Annotated in this window: 24 protein-coding genes; all 24 read left to right on the top strand. The window is 70.7% G+C overall.

From position 1 onward, the window contains the following. Positions 1–239: S1 domain-containing protein (locus VP06_RS17550; protein ID WP_210168124.1), on the top strand; the 239-nt coding region annotated here is incomplete at its 5' end. A gap of 65 nt (positions 240–304) precedes the next feature. Further along, positions 305–922 carry a host-nuclease inhibitor Gam family protein gene (locus VP06_RS17545; RefSeq protein WP_048465069.1) on the top strand — a complete coding sequence of 206 codons (618 nt, stop codon included), beginning with the start codon at positions 305–307 and terminating at the stop codon, positions 920–922. Next, positions 923–1,144 (top strand): hypothetical protein, encoded by a 222-nt coding sequence (locus VP06_RS17540; protein WP_048465068.1) that lies wholly within the window; start codon positions 923–925, stop codon positions 1,142–1,144. Continuing rightward, on the top strand, positions 1,141–1,527 hold the full coding sequence (locus VP06_RS36465) for a LexA family transcriptional regulator (RefSeq protein ID WP_048465067.1): 387 nt from the start codon (positions 1,141–1,143) through the stop codon (positions 1,525–1,527). The genes VP06_RS17540 and VP06_RS36465 overlap by 4 nt, the downstream gene beginning before the upstream one ends. After that, positions 1,524–2,231 (top strand): regulatory protein GemA, encoded by a 708-nt coding sequence (locus VP06_RS37260; RefSeq protein ID WP_053081884.1) that lies wholly within the window; start codon positions 1,524–1,526, stop codon positions 2,229–2,231. Before VP06_RS36465 ends, VP06_RS37260 begins: the two co-directional genes overlap by 4 nt. After that, entirely contained in the window at positions 2,224–2,886 is a 663-nt protein-coding gene (locus VP06_RS33785; protein ID WP_053081882.1) for a helix-turn-helix domain-containing protein, read from the top strand. Before VP06_RS37260 ends, VP06_RS33785 begins: the two co-directional genes overlap by 8 nt. Beyond that, positions 2,883–3,095: a hypothetical protein gene (locus VP06_RS17520; RefSeq protein WP_048465066.1), complete on the top strand. Its 213-nt coding sequence runs from the start codon at positions 2,883–2,885 to the stop codon at positions 3,093–3,095. The genes VP06_RS33785 and VP06_RS17520 overlap by 4 nt, the downstream gene beginning before the upstream one ends. Next, positions 3,082–3,549, top strand: a complete 468-nt coding sequence (locus tag VP06_RS17515; RefSeq protein WP_053081879.1) for an ASCH domain-containing protein — start codon at positions 3,082–3,084, stop codon at positions 3,547–3,549. The genes VP06_RS17520 and VP06_RS17515 overlap by 14 nt, the downstream gene beginning before the upstream one ends. Beyond that, on the top strand, positions 3,549–3,950 hold the full coding sequence (locus VP06_RS17510; RefSeq protein ID WP_048465065.1) for a helix-turn-helix domain-containing protein: 402 nt from the start codon (positions 3,549–3,551) through the stop codon (positions 3,948–3,950). The genes VP06_RS17515 and VP06_RS17510 overlap by 1 nt, the downstream gene beginning before the upstream one ends. A gap of 89 nt (positions 3,951–4,039) precedes the next feature. Then, positions 4,040–4,822, top strand: coding sequence for a glycoside hydrolase family protein (locus VP06_RS34110; protein ID WP_063928405.1), 783 nt, complete (start codon positions 4,040–4,042; stop codon positions 4,820–4,822). 24 nt (positions 4,823–4,846) lie between these two features. Then, positions 4,847–5,098 carry a hypothetical protein gene (locus VP06_RS17500; protein WP_048465064.1) on the top strand — a complete coding sequence of 84 codons (252 nt, stop codon included), beginning with the start codon at positions 4,847–4,849 and terminating at the stop codon, positions 5,096–5,098. Between the two features lie 5 nt (positions 5,099–5,103). Continuing rightward, positions 5,104–5,493: a hypothetical protein gene (locus VP06_RS17495; protein ID WP_048465063.1), complete on the top strand. Its 390-nt coding sequence runs from the start codon at positions 5,104–5,106 to the stop codon at positions 5,491–5,493. A gap of 36 nt (positions 5,494–5,529) precedes the next feature. Continuing rightward, positions 5,530–6,000, top strand: coding sequence for a hypothetical protein (locus VP06_RS17490; RefSeq protein WP_048465062.1), 471 nt, complete (start codon positions 5,530–5,532; stop codon positions 5,998–6,000). Next, on the top strand, positions 6,001–6,363 hold the full coding sequence (locus VP06_RS17485) for a hypothetical protein (protein WP_048465061.1): 363 nt from the start codon (positions 6,001–6,003) through the stop codon (positions 6,361–6,363). Beyond that, positions 6,360–6,758 (top strand): hypothetical protein, encoded by a 399-nt coding sequence (locus VP06_RS17480; protein ID WP_048465060.1) that lies wholly within the window; start codon positions 6,360–6,362, stop codon positions 6,756–6,758. The genes VP06_RS17485 and VP06_RS17480 overlap by 4 nt, the downstream gene beginning before the upstream one ends. After that, on the top strand, positions 6,755–7,060 hold the full coding sequence (locus tag VP06_RS17475; RefSeq protein WP_048465059.1) for a VpaChn25_0724 family phage protein: 306 nt from the start codon (positions 6,755–6,757) through the stop codon (positions 7,058–7,060). The genes VP06_RS17480 and VP06_RS17475 overlap by 4 nt, the downstream gene beginning before the upstream one ends. A 1-nt stretch (position 7,061) precedes the next feature. Then, positions 7,062–7,637, top strand: a complete 576-nt coding sequence (locus VP06_RS17470) for a phage protein Gp27 family protein (protein WP_048465058.1) — start codon at positions 7,062–7,064, stop codon at positions 7,635–7,637. After that, a complete protein-coding gene (locus tag VP06_RS17465; RefSeq protein WP_082167463.1) occupies positions 7,637–9,025 on the top strand; it encodes a terminase large subunit domain-containing protein in 1,389 nt (462 codons plus the stop codon). The genes VP06_RS17470 and VP06_RS17465 overlap by 1 nt, the downstream gene beginning before the upstream one ends. 3 nt (positions 9,026–9,028) lie before the next feature. Continuing rightward, positions 9,029–10,651 (top strand): DUF935 domain-containing protein, encoded by a 1,623-nt coding sequence (locus tag VP06_RS17460; protein WP_048465057.1) that lies wholly within the window; start codon positions 9,029–9,031, stop codon positions 10,649–10,651. Between the two features lie 3 nt (positions 10,652–10,654). Continuing rightward, entirely contained in the window at positions 10,655–11,956 is a 1,302-nt protein-coding gene (locus tag VP06_RS17455) for a phage head morphogenesis protein (protein ID WP_053081874.1), read from the top strand. A gap of 339 nt (positions 11,957–12,295) precedes the next feature. After that, positions 12,296–13,369: a phage protease gene (locus tag VP06_RS17450; RefSeq protein WP_048465056.1), complete on the top strand. Its 1,074-nt coding sequence runs from the start codon at positions 12,296–12,298 to the stop codon at positions 13,367–13,369. Beyond that, positions 13,369–13,782 carry a hypothetical protein gene (locus tag VP06_RS17445; RefSeq protein WP_048465055.1) on the top strand — a complete coding sequence of 138 codons (414 nt, stop codon included), beginning with the start codon at positions 13,369–13,371 and terminating at the stop codon, positions 13,780–13,782. Before VP06_RS17450 ends, VP06_RS17445 begins: the two co-directional genes overlap by 1 nt. A gap of 12 nt (positions 13,783–13,794) precedes the next feature. Continuing rightward, positions 13,795–14,688 carry a Mu-like prophage major head subunit gpT family protein gene (locus VP06_RS17440; RefSeq protein ID WP_048465054.1) on the top strand — a complete coding sequence of 298 codons (894 nt, stop codon included), beginning with the start codon at positions 13,795–13,797 and terminating at the stop codon, positions 14,686–14,688. A 54-nt stretch (positions 14,689–14,742) separates the two neighbouring features. Then, on the top strand, positions 14,743–14,944 hold a 202-nt coding region (locus tag VP06_RS17435), incomplete at its 3' end, for a hypothetical protein (RefSeq protein ID WP_048465053.1).

The raw sequence follows: 14,944 nt of genomic DNA, 5'->3' as shown, positions 1-14,944 counted from the left end.
CCCCCACCCCGCACCGGAGGTCCGCGATGCTGATGATCGACGCCATGACGCTGTCCCTCGTCCCCGACCCGTCGACCGCTCGGCCGGTCCGCGTCGCCGTCGTCGACCCGAACGGGGGCGACGAGATCACCGGCACGGTCACGCAGGAGCTGTCCGCGACCCACGTCCGCCTTCGGTGCGACGACGGCCTGGTGTTCGCGGTCGAGAAGAAGTCGCTCCGCATCCTCCCCATCGACTGACCCCTACGCGCTGCCGGCGCTGCGCGTCCGGCCGTGCCCTCTCCCCGATCCAGAGGACAGCCATCATGGCGAAGGCAAAGACCAAGTCGGCCGGCACCAACCTGCCCGTGCCGCAGAGCGACGCCGAGGCGGAGGTGATGATCGCCCAGCTCGGCGCGCTCCAGCGCGACCAAGCGGCTCTCCAGGCGAAGCATGACGGCGTGATCGCCGAGCTGGAGGCGGCGCACGCTGCGACCGTCAAGGCTTCTGCGGAACGCCAGACGGTGATCCTCGAAGGGCTGGCGATCTGGGCGTCGGCCAACCGCGAGCGCCTGACCAACGGTGGGCGCACGAAGACGGTGCAGCTCGCGACCGGAACCGTGCTGTGGCGCGAGGGGCGCTACGCGGTGAAGCACCCGAAGATGAAGATCGAGGACGTCATCGAGGCGGTACGGGAGCGCATTCGGGTGGCTCAAGCTGACGCTACCCGTGCCGGTGATGAGCGCCGGCCGGCTGATCGGCGCGCGGCGATCGAGCGGATCAGCGTGCTCGAAGGCTTCCTGCGGAAGAAGGTCGAGCTGGACAAGAGCGCCATGCTCGCCGCCCGTGACGTCGCTGAGACCGTCCTCGGGGTCACGGTCCCCCGCGGCCCCGAGGAATTTGCCGTCGAGCCGCTGGCCTCGCAGATCCGCGAGGTGGCGTGAATGGCCTCGCTCGTGATCCTCGAATGGGCCGCCGCCGCCGCGGCAGCCGGGTTCGCCGTCGAGGCCTCGGCCTCGGGCTCGACCCTCTCCATCCTGACCGCGGCCGTCTGCGCGATCGCCGCCGGCATGGCCCGCCAACTCGCCTTCCAGGCTATGCGCGCCCGGGACATGGAAGCGCTCTGCGCCCGCCTCGGCATCACCCCGCAGGGAGGCGCACGATGAACGCCCACCTCGCCACCCGCCCCCTCGTCGGGCTCACCGGCCTCCAGAGCCGGGCCTACGCCTACATCTGGCACCGGCTCCAGGCGGGCTCCACGCCGAGCTACGACGAGATCGCCGCCCATCTCGGCGTCGCCTCGAAGGGCAACATCTGCCGGATTGTGTCGATCCTCGTGACGCGTGGCTACGTGAGGAAGCGCCAGCACTCGGCGCGCTCCCTCTACCTCGCCGCCGGAGCCCCGATGCCGGTCGAGCCGGCCGGCCCGCACATCGCCTTCACCTCGCCGCTCGTCGCCGAGCTGGTCGCGCGGGCGGAGAGCGAGCGCCGCGATGTGTCGGTGCTCCTGGAGGAGGCCGTCGCTCGCTATCTCGGGAGGAGCCTGTGACCGTACAACGATCCGTCACGGCCGCGCGGCCGATCCAGGCAGGCCAGCGCCGTACCATCCACGCGATCCGGAAGGCCGCCGGCCTCGACGAGGCGGCCTATCGCGGGTTGCTCGCCGGCGTCGGCGTCGCCTCGTCGAGCGACCTGACCGAGCCCCAGGCCAACGCCGTGATCTCGCGTTTAAGGGGGCTTCAAACGTCCTCGAATGACCGGGCGGAGGGCCCGTTCGCGGCGAAGCTCCAGGCGCTTTGGATCTCCGGCTGGAACCTCGGCGTCATCCGCAACCGCAGCGACGCCGCGCTCCACGCGTGGATGGACGACCGGTTCGGCGATCGGGGCATCACCCATACCCGGTTCCTGATCGACCAGGCCCAAGCCCAGATGGTGATCGAAGGGCTGAAGGGCTGGCTGGAGCGCGCCGCCGGCGTCGACTGGCCGACCGGCAAGGCTGCCGCCGGCTTGCCCCAGCTCCGCGCGGTGCTGGTGGCGCAGTGGCGGCGCGCCGTCGCCGTCGACGCCGTTGAGGCGTACCCGGCCGGCGACGACGGCCTGCGCGAGTACGCAGGCGAGCTGCTGCACCGTGACCGTTCCCGGCTGGCGTCGATCGCCGATCGCGACCTGACCATGGACGATCTCATCCGGATCTCGAACGCGCTGGGCGTCCTGATCCGCGCCCGCTCGGCGGCGGGAGGCGACGATGAATAAGCTCGCCCACTGCCTCGACGAGGGCGTCTCGCCCCACATCGTGCGCGGGATGCGCGACCAGATCGACCTCCTGGAGGAGCAGGTCCGCCAGTACCGGGAGGCGGCCGAGAGCACTCCGCTCTACCCGGCCGAGTGGGGGCTGACCCCGAAGGAGGCGCGGCTCGTCGGAACGCTGGTGCGGGCGCGCGGAAACGTCGTCTCTAGGTCCCGCCTGATGGTCGCCCTCTACGGCCTGGAGCCCGACGTCGAGCCGAAGATCGTCGACGTGTTCGTCTGCAAGATCCGGAAGAAGCTCCGTTCCGTCGACGTGGCCGTGAAGATCCGCAACCGCCACGGCGAGGGCTTCGTGCTCGCCGCGCAGGATGCCGACCATCTCGCCCGGGTCGCCGCCGACATGGAGGAGCCCGAGGCCGACACGGCCGCGCTCGCCGCCCAGGTCGCCGAGCTGGAGGCGGACAACGCTCGGCTCGCCGCCGATCTGGAGGCGGCGATCGCTAAGCTCGCTGCGTCTCAGCCCGCCCCGCCGCCGCCGGAGACCCGGCAGCGCCGCACCTGGCGTAAGCTGGCGGCCAGTCAGGTCGAGACCCGCAACCGCCCCGCCGCCGGTCTCCGGGGGGGGGCGGCCCACCCGATGGTCAGGGCGAGGTTCCCATGAGCGCTGAATTCGACTGCTGCGAGTGCGGCCGGCATATCGTGGCGATCGGCGCCACCGCGGTGCCGACCCCGCCCCTCTGCGCGCTTTGCCTCACGTGCCCGGGCTGGTTCCGGCACCCCGAGGTTCGGGCTGCGATCGACCCGGAGCACGACGGCCTGGAGGCCTGGGAGCGCACCGAGCCGCTGGGAGGCGCCGATGGTCGCCTATAACTTCCAGAAGCGCTTCGTGCCGGCGATCCGGGCCAACAACAAGCGCCACACTATCAGGGCCGACAGGGCAGGTCGCTCCCGCCATGCCCGACCGGGCGAGCTGGTGCAGCTCTATCAGGGCCAGCGGACCCAATATTGCCAGTTGATCGCCGCCCCGCGGTGCGAGGTTGTGTGGCCTATCCAGCTCGACCTGGACGCAGGCGTCGTGATCCTGCCCCACGTCAAGCACACCGCCCTGGCCGACCTCGATGCATTCGCCTGGAGCGACGGGTTCTGCGATTGGGCCGCCATGACGATGTTCTGGCGCGACCGGCACCCGGGCGTGCTGGTCTTCTCCGGCACGCTGATCCGGTGGGAGCCGATAGCCCCGGAAGAACTTAGGCCCGAGGGTGCTCGCCGGGGGGGGCGGGGGCAGATGGACCTCTTTCCTGATCCGCCCGCGCAGGTGCTCTGATGGCGACCCCGGTCGGCAAGCTCGGCCTGCCTCCCGTCCTGCGCACCATCGCTGACGCTGCCGGCGTGACGGCGGCGCTCAAGCTGGCGCAGGCCCGGGGCGGCACGCGGATCTACGTGCCGCGCCGGGTGGCGGAGGGGCACTGGCTGGCCGAGCTGATCGGGGTCGAGGCGGCGCGTCAGGTCGCCAAGATGTACGCGGGTGAGAATGTCCTGATCCCGCTCGGCCTCACCGGAACCGTCCAGAATGCGCGTCGCGTGGCACGGCAGGCTCTGGACGAAGGGGCGAGCGTCACGCAGGCTGCACGAGTTTCCGGCTTGACCGAGCGCACGATCTACAATCTGCGCAGTCGCGAAGGCGGTGGCCGTCAAGACGATCAGGGCGATCTCTTCGGCGAGTAGCCGTTCCCCCTGAAATTTTTCAGCAGGTAGACCGCATCGCGTCCCTGCGATTGTCGCCCTCGACACGGGATCGGCCCGGCGAGGCGAACATGCAGACATCGGACAACGGAGAGCTGTTCATCTCCTCCTTCGAGGGGGTGGTGCTCCGCGCCTATCCCGATCCCGCCACCGGCGGCGCGCCGTGGACCATCGGCATCGGGCACACCTCGGCGGCCGGCCATCCGCAGGTCACGCCTCAAATGGTCATCACCAGGACCAAGGCATTCGAGATCCTGGCGAGCGACCTCCGAGCGTTCGAGGCCTGGATCGTGAAGGCTGTGAAGCGGCCGTTGAAGCAAGCTCAGTTCGATGCATGCTCGTCGCTGATCTTCAACATCGGCCCGAAGAACTTCGCCAACTCCTCAATCGTCCGCCACATCAACGCTGGCCGCTGGCTCGATGCCGGCGCCGCCTTCCCGCTCTGGAACAAGGCGGCCGGCAAGGTGATGTCGGGCTTGGTGTGCCGCCGGGCGGCGGAGCGCACTCTGTTCGAGACCGGTCACTACGGCATCGCGCTCGCGAGCGACGGTGACGAGGCCGTCGGGGTCGTACTCGCCCGCGGCTCGGCCCATCCGGAGGGCGTGCGCGCGCTTCAGGTCGACCTGATGCGGCTCGGCTGGCTGAAGGCCGGTTCGGACGACGGCGACTTCGGCCCCCTGACCGAGAAGGCGGTGCGCGCCTTCCAGGCCGACGTCGGCCTGACCGTGGATGGCCGCGTCGGTCCCGCCACCCGTGCCGCAATGGCGGCCTGGCTCGCGCGCGCCAACGCCGCCCCGCAGATCGCGATGTACCCGCTCGCCGGCCAGGCGCTCGACCTCCCCATGGCCGCCTGACGCGGCATCCCGCAGGAGCACGACATGGATCAGGACAACGCGCCCCTCGTCGGGGGCGAGAGCAAGCCGTGGTGGGCGTCGAAGACGATCATCGGTGCGGGCATCGGCCTTGCGGGCTTCGGCCTCGCCGCGGCCGGCTACCAGATCGACGCCGCCACGCAGTCGGTGCTGATCGACCAGACCACCGCCTTCGTCTCGGCCGCCGCCGCGCTCGCCGGCACGGTCATGGTCATCGTCGGACGGATCGCGGCGACCAAGACCATCGGGAAGCGGTGACCGCCATGGCGAACAAGGATGCGCCCGCAGTGATCGCCATCACCGACGGCGTGACGACCATCACGAGAGCCTTGGCGCCTTCGGCGCCCGGCCAGGAGCAATCGAAGGTGGGCCTCGTGGCGAACAAGGATCTTCCGCTCAAGGTCGAGATCGTCGGCGGCGTGGTGACCATGACGATCGGCGTCTCGGCGCTGTGCGCTGCGGTTGCCGCCGGGGACACCTTCCCGCCCGAGGGCAGCTTTACCGACGAGTACGCCTTCGCCCGCGCCGTCGTCGCCGAGCTGGCGCGCGAGGACGAGGACGGCACCACCCCGGCCCACCGGCTGCTGGAGGTGGCGGCCGTCGAGGCGGTCGAGCAAGGCGCCGAGGGGGTCCGGTTTCCGGGCGACGTGTGAGGGATCGGCCACCGTTGGCCGTGCGTGGAGGTTGGTGTGGGTGCGGTTGTTCTGAACGACGACGAGTTCACGGAGGGGCTGGTGAGGCGCACGGCGGCAGGGGCGGTCACTCCCCTCGTGAGGTTCGTGGAGTGGCTATTCGGACCGTGGGCCCCGGGGCTCGACCTCGGCCTCTGCCTGTTCGCGGCCGGCTGGGGCGGGATGATGCTCGGCAAGCCCGAGATGTTCGATCGCGGCCAGTTCGTCGGGATGCAGTGGCTGCACGACGAGATCTGGATCGGCTTCTTCCTGCTGCTCACCCTCACCCATGCGGCGGGCTGCCTGCGGCCGTACTGGCGCTCGCTGCGGGTCGGCGCCTGCCTGCTCTCGGCCTGGATCTGGATCTCCGTCTCGCTCAGCCTGTTCCGGGTCGAGATGACCACGGGCGTGCTCGCCTACTGCATCGTCGGCGTCGGCGCCCTGTGCGGCGGCATCTACATCGCGGGCCTGCCCAGGAAGGCGGTCTAGGTGGAGATCGCCATCGGCCCGCTCATCCGGATCGTCGAGGCGACCGGGCCGATCGGCGCCATCCTCGCCGCGATCATCGTCGGCCTGTGCCTGGCGCTCATCGTCTTCGCGCGGTCGCAGGGCCTGTTCAACGACGCCCGGACGGCGCAGCAGCAGGCCGAGTTCCAGAAGCGCCTCCTGGAGCAGGTCGAGCGCCTGATGCACCGGGAAGAGGTGCTGATCCAGGAGATGTCCGAGGTCCAGGCCCACGTCGCGCTGATGCGCGTGCAGCTGCGCAAGGCGATCGATCTGCTGCGCCAGGTGCGCGAGGGGCGCGTTGCCCCCGATGCGATCGATACCGACGCGATCGGGGGTGAGCCATGACCGGGGCAGTCGAGGATGTCTGGATCTCCGCCGGCGTCGGCGTGTTCGTGGCGGCGCTGTTCCTGCTGGCCCTCCTGGTCCCGCGCAACCCGCGCCCCAGCAAAGCGGCCGATGCGCGGTGGGACGACGTGCGCCACCGCCTCGAAGAGGTGGAGCGCAAGCAGAACCAGGCTGACCACGACCTGCGCAACGTCCGGATGGTCGTGTCCGGGCTCGCTACGAAGGACAGCGTGAACGCGCTCTCGATGTCCGTGGCGGAGATGCGCGGCGAGATGAAGGGTCTCGTCAGCAGCGCCGCGGCCACCAGCCGCTCCGTCGGGCGGATCGAGGACTTCCTCCTGCGGTCCACCGCAGAGGCCATCGTCAACGCCAAGGGGACCGAGGGGAGATCATGAGCAAGCCGGATTTTTCGCGCCACATGGAAGAGGACGCGCGGCTCGTCATGCTGAAGGAGCTGGCGTCGCAGACGAACTACACCCTCAACGAGACGATCCTTCACAGCGTGATCGAGGCGTTCGGCCACAACCGCTCGCGCGACTGGCTGCGCACGCAGCTGCGCAAGATGGAGGAGCTGGGCGCCGTGAAGCTGACGACGGCGGGATCGGTGCTGATCGCCGCGATCTCGCCGGCCGGGATCGACCACGTGCTCCGGCGCAGCGTGATCGAGGGCATCGCCCGGCCGTCCGCGGGGGTCTGACATGGCCGAGCGCCGCCGGCTGTCCTCGATCGACCTGTTGCCGGAAGAGGCCGGCGACGACATCGCCTGGGCGACGCAGCAGCTGGCGATGCGCTCGCGCACGCAAGCCGACATCCTGTTCGAGCTGAACGACCGCCTTGAGGCGAAGGGGCTGGACGGCATCTCGAAGAGCGCCTTCAGCCGCTACTCCGTCACGAAGGCGGCAGCCCAGCGCCGGATGCAGGAGGCGCGAGCGATGTTCGAGGGCGTCGCCAGCCAGTTCACGGCGAGCGACGTCGACGAGAACACCATCGTGCTCGGCGAGTTCATCAAGACCCTCATCATCGACCTCGTGAACACCGGCGGCGGCGACCTCGGCACGAAGGGCACGATGGAGCTGGCCCGCGCCTTCCAGGCCACCGTCAGCGCGCAGAAGATCTCCGCCGATCGCCGGCGCCAGATCGAGGCCGACGCCAAGGCGAAGCTGATGAAGGCGGCGGAGGCGGCCGTCGGCCAGGTGGCGGGCGCTGGTGGTGTGGTCGATCCGCAGGCGGTGCTGAAGAAAATCCGCCAGGACGTCTACGGGATCTTCGACTGATGATCGCGGTTCCGCTCCACGCCTACCAGCTCGACTGGCTGCGTGACCCCGCCCGGTTCAAGATCGGGATGTTCGCCCGCCAGACCGGCAAGACTTTCACGACCACGCTGGAGATCGTCGACAGCTGCTTTGCCGCCTCTGTCGAGGGCCGGCGCGAGCGCTGGGTGATCCTGTCGCGCGGCGAGCGCCAGGCCTCCGAGGCGATGAACGAGGGCGTGAAGCGCCACGCCGCGGCCTACAACCTCGCCTTCGAGGCGGCCGAGTTCGACTGGCAGGGCGAGACGGGGAGCTTCAAGGCGTTGGAAGTCACGCTTCCGGGCGGCTCGAAGATCACGGCGCTGCCGGCCAACCCCGACACTGCCCGCGGCTTCTCGGCCAACGTCTTCCTCGACGAATTCGCGTTCCACAAGGATAGCGGAACGATCTGGAAAGCCCTGTTCCCGGTGATCTCGGCTGGCTTCAGGCTCCGGGTGACCTCGACGCCGAACGGCAAGGGCAACAAGTTCTACGAGCTGATGACTGGGAAGGATGATCGCTGGTCACGGCATACCGTCGACATCTACACGGCCGTCGCCAACGGCCTGCCGCGCGACATCGAAGCTCTGCGCGAGGGCATCGGCGACGATGACGCCTGGTCGCAGGAATTCGAGCTCAAATGGCTCGACGAGGCGAGCGCCTGGCTGTCCTACGACCTGATCTCGTCGTGCGAGGATGCCGGCGCCGGCGATCCCGAGGGCTACCAGGGCAACCCCGTCTACGTCGGCCGCGACATCGGCCGGCGCAACGACCTCCACGTGATCCAGGTGCTGGAGCAGGTCGGCGACGTGCTCTGGGACCGCGAGCGCATCGAACAGAAGAGGGCGAGTTTCGCCGAGATGGACAACGCCTTCGACGACGTCATGCGCCGCTACCGGGTCGCGCGAGCCTGCGTCGACCAGACCGGCATGGGTGAGAAGGTGGTCGAGGACGCGCAACGGCGCTACGGCGGCCTCGTCGAGGGCGTGCTGTTCACCACCGGCTCGAAGCTCATCATGGCGACCTCGGGCAAGGAAGCGTTCGAGGATCGGACCGTCCGCATCCGCGAGGGCGATCCGGCGCTCCGGGCCGACCTGCACAAGCTCCGGCGCGTCGCCTCCGCCACCGGTGCGCCGCGCTTCGTGGCCGAGCGCGACGAGGATCACGCCGACCGCACCTGGGCCATGTTCCTCGCCATCCATGCCGCCGGCGGGCCGGTGATGGAATACGCCTACCGGGCCGTCGGCGACGCCACCGCACGGCACGGCTCGGCCCGCGACGCGATGGTGCAGCGGGTCGAGGATTACGAGGACGATCGGCCGGACCGGATGGTGCGCCGGCCGCTGGGTGCCCGGCTGCGGGGAGGGTTCTAGACCATGGCCGACACGCATCCCGTCATCCTCGGCCCCGACGGTCGGCCGGTGCGCCGCGAGGTATTGACCCAGGACGTCGCCGGGCCGACCCTCAGCGGCGTGCGCAGCGTGCTCGCCGGGTATCCGTCCGACGGCCTCACGCCCGGCCGGGTGGCGACGATCCTTCGCGAGGCCGATCAGGGTTTGCCGGAGCGGTACCTGGAGCTGGCCGAGCTGGTGGAGGAACGGGACCTCCACTACGTCGGCGTGCTCGGCACCCGGAAGCGCAGCGTGGCGCAGCTCCCGATCCAGGTCGACGCCGCCTCGGACGATCCGCTCGACGTCCAGAAGGCCGACACGATCCGATCCTGGCTCCAGCGCGACGAGCTGCACGAGGAGCTGTTCGACATCCTCGACGCGATCGGGAAGGGCGTCAGCTACACCGAGATCATCTGGGACACCTCGGCCGGGCAGTGGGAACCGCGGCGGCTGGAGTGGCGCGACCCGCGCTGGTTCGTGTTCGACCGCATCGACGGCCGCACGCCGCTGCTGCGGACCGAGATGGGGGACGTGCCGCTCGACCCGGCGAAGTTCATCCACGCCAGGATCTCCGCGAAATCGGGCCTACCGATCCGCTCCGGCCTCGCCCGGCTCGCCGCCTGGGGGTGGATGTTCAAGACGTTCGTGCTGCGGGACTGGGCCATCTTCACCCAGACCTACGGCCAGCCGATCCGGGTGGGGAAGTACGAGCCGAACGCGACCGAACCCGAGAAGGATGTTCTGTTCAACGCGGTCGCCAACATCGCCGGCGACTGTGCGGCGATCATCCCCGCCTCCATGACGATCGAGTTCGTGGAGATGAAGTCGGCCGCCACGAACGCGACCCTCTACCGGGAGCGCGCCGACTGGCTCGATCAGCAGATCTCCAAGGGCGTGCTCGGCCAGACCGCCACCACGGACGCCATCGCCGGCGGCCACGCGGTCGGCCAGGAGCACCGCCAGGTCCAGGAGGACATCGAGCGGGCCGACGCGCGCTCGCTCTCCGCAGTGCTCAACAGGGATTTGATCCGGCCGTGGATCGACCTGCAATTCGGTCCGGGCGGTCCGTACCCGCGCCTGCGCATCGGGCGCGAGGACACGAAGGACATCACGGCCACGGCGACGGCCCTGAAGGACCTGGTGCCGATGGGCCTGCGGGTCCAGGTCAGCGACGTGCGCGACATGCTCGGCTTTCCGGATCCCGACAAGGGCGCCGACGTGCTGACCGCGCCGGCCGCCGCGCCGCTGCCTGCGATCCCCGGGCTGCCGGGCGCGCCGCCGGCCCTGCCGGCGCCGGGGATTTCACCTGCCCTTCAAGCGGCCTTCAACGCCGCCATAAAGGGGGCTGTCGCCCCGCCGCGGGATGCGGTGGACGTGGGGATCGACGCCATCCTGGCCGACGAGGGCTGGGAGCGGATGGTCGCCCCGATGATCGCCGGCCTGGATCACAAGCTCGCCGGAGCGGCCTCGCTCGCGGAGGTGGAAGACATCCTGGCGCGCCACCTCGCGGGCATGGACGTGACGACGCTCGCCGAGACCCTGGCCCGGGCCGCCTTCTCGGCCCGGCTCGCCGGCGAGACGAACCAGCCGCTCTCCGACCGGGCCTGACCCGTGCCGCAGGCGACGATCGCACCGCTGCCGCCGGCCGAGGCCATCGCCGCCCTCGCGGTTCGCGGCCAGAGCCTGGAGCCGACCTTCGACTGGCGCGACCTGTCGGCGGCGGAGCATGCCCGCGCCTTCACGGTGGCGAAGAGCACCGGGTTCGACATCCTGCGTGATGTCTACGAGGGGGCGGCCCAGGCCCTCGCCGAGGGCCGCACCCTCCAGGATTTCGCGCGCGACCTGAGGCCGACGCTCGAAGCGAAGGGCTGGTGGGGGCGCAAGGAGGTCACGGACCCGGCGACCGGCGAGGTTCGGGTAGCGCAGCTCGGGAGCATCAGGCGGCTCCGGACCATCTTCGACACCAATCTCCGGGTCAGCTACGCCGCCGGGCACTGGGCGCAGTTCGAGCGCAACCGCACCGCCCGGCCGATCCTGCGCTACGTCGCGGTCCTCGACGGTCGGGTCCGGCCGGCGCACGCGCTTCGCCACAACGTCGCGCTCCCGATCGACGATCCGTTCTGGGACACCTGGGCGCCGCCCTGCGGCTGGGGCTGCCGCTGCACGCTGCAATCACTGAGCCTGCGCGACTTCGCCCAGATGAGGGGCGAGCTGAAGACCGCGCCCCCGCCGGATACCTGGCGGACTTATGCCAACACCCGCACCGGCGAGGTGACGCGGGTGCCGGACGGCATCGACCCGGGCTGGGGTTACAATCCCGGCAAGGCAGGCTGGCGCGCCTCGGTTCTGGCCGACAAGCTGGCCGCCGCTCCGCCTCGGCTGGCGGCGGCGGCCGCCGCCGATCCGAGCTGGCCGGCACCGCGTCTCGCCGACGAGTTCGGGGCGTGGTTCGACAAGGCGGCCAGCGGGCTGCGTCTGGAGCAGGCCACCTTCACGGTGGGGGCGATGGACCGCGCCACCCTGGACGGCCTGGCGGCCCATGGTGTCGAGCCGGCGAGCGGCGCCATCACCATGCAGATGCAGCGGGCCGGGCACCTGGTGCGGCCCGAGAAGACGGCGGCTGGCAAGGCGGTCCCGGTGGATGTGCTGCGCCGGATGCCGGAGCTGCTGGCGGCGCCGCGTGCCGTGCTCCTGGACCGACGGGGCGGCGAGTTGCTGTATGTCTTCGACGTGCCCGGGGACGCGCGGAGCGGCAAGCTCGTGGTGCGGGTCGATGTGCCGGTCGGTGTCCGGCCACCCGGGGGCGGTCCCCGCGCCGCGATCCCGATGAACGTCATCGTTTCGGCCGGCATGGTCGAGGCGGTGCAGCTGTCGAACCCGGGGGCCTATGTCGTCCTGAGCGGGGCGCTGTGAGCGGTCGCCATGGGGGTACGCGACATCCCCTCGCGATATCCCGCTGCCGGGGCGGGCTCACCGGGTCGGGCTGCGATTATCCGACCGTCATGGCGACCGGTGCCAATGTGGCGCCGTGGCCGATTTTCCGCAACCTGGCAGGATGGCCCAGGAGCGGCCTTCCCGGCTTGACCGCAGCCGAGTAGCCTCCGGGTCGATCGCGCCCGTCCTGGCGTTGAATTTGTGCTTTAACGGCGATCCTGCGCGGCAGGGTACCGGGCGCGTGAGCCCCGACCGGGACGTCTGCCCCTGCAAGACTTCATCGGGGATGCAAACCGGCCCATCCGGAATGGTGCCGGCATGTCGACCCGGCCCGCCATCTCCCCGACCACCGCGCTCTGCGCCGCCTTGCCGCTGCCGGCGCTCGCCGCCGACGGCGCGGTGCCGGACTGGATCCACCTCCTGCCGGCCGGCGAGATCCGCACGGTCGACGGGCGCGGCCCCTACCGGGTCGCCGACCCGGCGGCGCTGATCGCCCTCAGCCTCAATGGTGGCGCCCGCCTTCCCCTCGACGAGAACCACTCGACGGACCTCGCCGCGCCCCGCGGCGAGCCGGCGCCCGCCCGCGGCTGGATCGTCGGGCTCCAGTCCCGCGACGACGGGCTTTGGGGGCAGGTCGAGTGGACCGCCCACGGCCGGCGGCTCGTCGGGGGCAAGGCATACCGGCACATCTCGCCGGTGATCCTCCACGCGAAGGACGGGACCGTCACGGGCGTCCTTCGCGCCTCCCTCGTCAACGCACCCAACCTGCGCGGCCTGGCCGCGCTCCACCAGGCGGGAGCCTCCATGGACTGGACCACGAAACTACGCACGCTGCTGGGGCTGCCCGATACGGCCGACGAGGCCGCGATCTGGGCGGCGCTGGAGGCCAAGATGGGCGCCGTCGCGACGCAGTCGGCGCAGCTCGCCCCAATCGCAAAGGCGGTCGGCCTGGCCGAGACCGCCGACGGCGGCGCTGTGCTCCAGGCGGTGCAGGCGCTCCAGGACCCGGCGAAGGTCGTGCCGGCCGCGGCCGTCACCGCGCTCCAGCAGCAGCTCTCCACCCTCCAGACCGACCGCGCGAAGGAGAAGGCGGAGCTGTTCGTCGACACCGCCATCAAGGCCGGCCGGATCGCGGCGCCGGCGCAGATGCGGGACCACTACATCGCCCGGCACATGGCCGACCCGACTGCCGTCGAGAAGGAGATCGGCGCGATGCCAGCGCTCCACGGCCGCAGCGGCGCGAGCGTCCTGCCGCCGCCGAAGCCCGGCGAGACGACGCCCGCGGCCGGCCTCGATCCGGAGGAGATGAAGGTGATCTCCCTGATGGGGATCGACCCGGAGGCCTACCGCAAGACCAAGGCCGCGCAGGCCGAGCGTGAAGGGGTGCTGTGATGGCCGCGCTCACCGCAGACCGCCTCGCCACCGTCCAGCGTCCGGGCTCGACCCGGGAGCCGCCGGTCAAAGGCGGCGTCGTCATCTGGCAGGGTGGCATGGTGGCGATCGACGCCACCGGCCTCGCCGTCCCGGCCGCCGCCGTGGCGGCCCATCGGGTCATCGGCATCACCAAGGCGCGCGCCGACAACCGGTCCGGCGCCGACGGCGACATCCGGGTTCGGGCCGAGCCCGGCATCTACCGCTTCGCCAACTCGGCCGCTGCCGACGCGATCGCGCTCACCGACATCGGCCAGCCCGCCTACGTGGTCGACGACCAGACCGTGGCGAAGACCAGCAACAGCAACGCCCGGCCCGTGGCCGGGACGATCTTCGACGTCGACGCCCAGGGCGTCTGGGTCCGCTTCGCCTGAGGACGCCCGCACATGCTCGTGAATTCCGCGAACCTCCGCACCCTCTACACGTCGTTCTCGACCGCGTTTCAGGGTGGCTTCACCGGCGTCTCGCCGCTCTACACCCGCGTCGCCCAGACTGTGCCGTCCTCGACCCGCTCGAACGAATACGGATGGCTCGGCCAGCTGCCGCGCATCCGCGAGTGGATCGGCGACCGCGTCGTCCAGAACCTGGCGACCCAGGGCTACACGATCCGCAACCGCTCGTTCGAGAGCACGATCGCGGTCCTGCGCGACGACATCGACGACGACAACCTGGGCATCTACGCTCCGCTGTTCCAGGAATTCGGCCGGGCGAGTGCCACCTTCCCCGACGAACTGGTCTGGGCACTGCTGCTGGCAGGCTTCTCGACGAACTGCTTCGACGGCCAGTTCTTTTTCGACACCGATCACCCGGTGCTCGATGCCGCCGGCAACACCGTGTCGTTCGCCAACACCGACGGCGGCAACGGCACGGCGTGGTTCCTGATGGACACCACCCGGGCGATCAAGCCGATCATCTACCAGTCGCGCCGCCCGTTCGAGCTGACCCGGATGGATGCGCCGACCGACGAGGCCGTCTTCAACCGCCGGGAGTACCGGTACGGCACGGACGGCCGGTGCAACGTCGGCTTCGGCTTCCCGCAGCTCGCCTGGGGCTCGCGGCAGACCCTCGACGCCGCGCATTACGAGGCGGCCCGCGTCGGTCTCTCGACGATGAAGGGCGATTACGGCCGGCCGCTCGGCATCAACGGCAATCTGCTCGTGGTGCCGCCCCAGCTCGAAGGCGCGGCCCGCAAGCTCGTCGTCAACGACTTCGACGCCATGGGCGCGACGAACACCTGGAAGGGGTCGGCGGAAGTCCTCGTGGTGCCCTGGCTGGCCTGACGCCAGCCGCCGGGGCCCGCGCGGCCCGCCCGCTTCAACACACCTGAGGTCTCCATGAAGGTCACGAAAGACACGGCCCGCGCCGCGGGCGCCACCGGCCCCGCGCAGGCCGCCGGCAACGACCCGGCCCGCGACGCCGCCACGGCCGCCACCGCGCATCTCGCGCGAGGCGAGCCGGAGAACGTGGTCCGCGCCGCCGAGGCGGCGTCCGGCTCGGCCCTCGACGCGCCCGGCGTCGGGGCGGGCCCGGCCGGGG

The organism is Methylobacterium aquaticum (genome assembly GCF_001043915.1).
GTDB lineage: Bacteria > Pseudomonadota > Alphaproteobacteria > Rhizobiales > Beijerinckiaceae > Methylobacterium > Methylobacterium aquaticum.
This window is presented reverse-complemented; position numbering and strand designations above follow the sequence as displayed.

What these genes read in the sequence shown, in the direction of transcription:
- VP06_RS17500 (WP_048465064.1), top strand. Translation starts at nt 4,847, where the DNA reads ATGGATCAGGACAACGCGCCCCTCGTCGGGGGCGAGAGCAAGCCGTGG.
- VP06_RS17540 (WP_048465068.1), top strand. Translation starts at nt 923, where the DNA reads ATGGCCTCGCTCGTGATCCTCGAATGGGCCGCCGCCGCCGCGGCAGCC.
- VP06_RS17545 (WP_048465069.1), top strand. Translation starts at nt 305, where the DNA reads ATGGCGAAGGCAAAGACCAAGTCGGCCGGCACCAACCTGCCCGTGCCG.
- VP06_RS17470 (WP_048465058.1), top strand. Translation starts at nt 7,062, where the DNA reads ATGGCCGAGCGCCGCCGGCTGTCCTCGATCGACCTGTTGCCGGAAGAG.
- VP06_RS34110 (WP_063928405.1), top strand. Translation starts at nt 4,040, where the DNA reads ATGCAGACATCGGACAACGGAGAGCTGTTCATCTCCTCCTTCGAGGGG.
- VP06_RS33785 (WP_053081882.1), top strand. Translation starts at nt 2,224, where the DNA reads ATGAATAAGCTCGCCCACTGCCTCGACGAGGGCGTCTCGCCCCACATC.
- VP06_RS17445 (WP_048465055.1), top strand. Translation starts at nt 13,369, where the DNA reads ATGGCCGCGCTCACCGCAGACCGCCTCGCCACCGTCCAGCGTCCGGGC.
- VP06_RS17520 (WP_048465066.1), top strand. Translation starts at nt 2,883, where the DNA reads ATGAGCGCTGAATTCGACTGCTGCGAGTGCGGCCGGCATATCGTGGCG.
- VP06_RS17480 (WP_048465060.1), top strand. Translation starts at nt 6,360, where the DNA reads ATGACCGGGGCAGTCGAGGATGTCTGGATCTCCGCCGGCGTCGGCGTG.
- VP06_RS36465 (WP_048465067.1), top strand. Translation starts at nt 1,141, where the DNA reads ATGAACGCCCACCTCGCCACCCGCCCCCTCGTCGGGCTCACCGGCCTC.
- VP06_RS17460 (WP_048465057.1), top strand. Translation starts at nt 9,029, where the DNA reads ATGGCCGACACGCATCCCGTCATCCTCGGCCCCGACGGTCGGCCGGTG.
- VP06_RS17475 (WP_048465059.1), top strand. Translation starts at nt 6,755, where the DNA reads ATGAGCAAGCCGGATTTTTCGCGCCACATGGAAGAGGACGCGCGGCTC.
- VP06_RS17510 (WP_048465065.1), top strand. Translation starts at nt 3,549, where the DNA reads ATGGCGACCCCGGTCGGCAAGCTCGGCCTGCCTCCCGTCCTGCGCACC.
- VP06_RS17440 (WP_048465054.1), top strand. Translation starts at nt 13,795, where the DNA reads ATGCTCGTGAATTCCGCGAACCTCCGCACCCTCTACACGTCGTTCTCG.
- VP06_RS17495 (WP_048465063.1), top strand. Translation starts at nt 5,104, where the DNA reads ATGGCGAACAAGGATGCGCCCGCAGTGATCGCCATCACCGACGGCGTG.
- VP06_RS17450 (WP_048465056.1), top strand. Translation starts at nt 12,296, where the DNA reads ATGTCGACCCGGCCCGCCATCTCCCCGACCACCGCGCTCTGCGCCGCC.
- VP06_RS17465 (WP_082167463.1), top strand. Translation starts at nt 7,637, where the DNA reads ATGATCGCGGTTCCGCTCCACGCCTACCAGCTCGACTGGCTGCGTGAC.
- VP06_RS17515 (WP_053081879.1), top strand. Translation starts at nt 3,082, where the DNA reads ATGGTCGCCTATAACTTCCAGAAGCGCTTCGTGCCGGCGATCCGGGCC.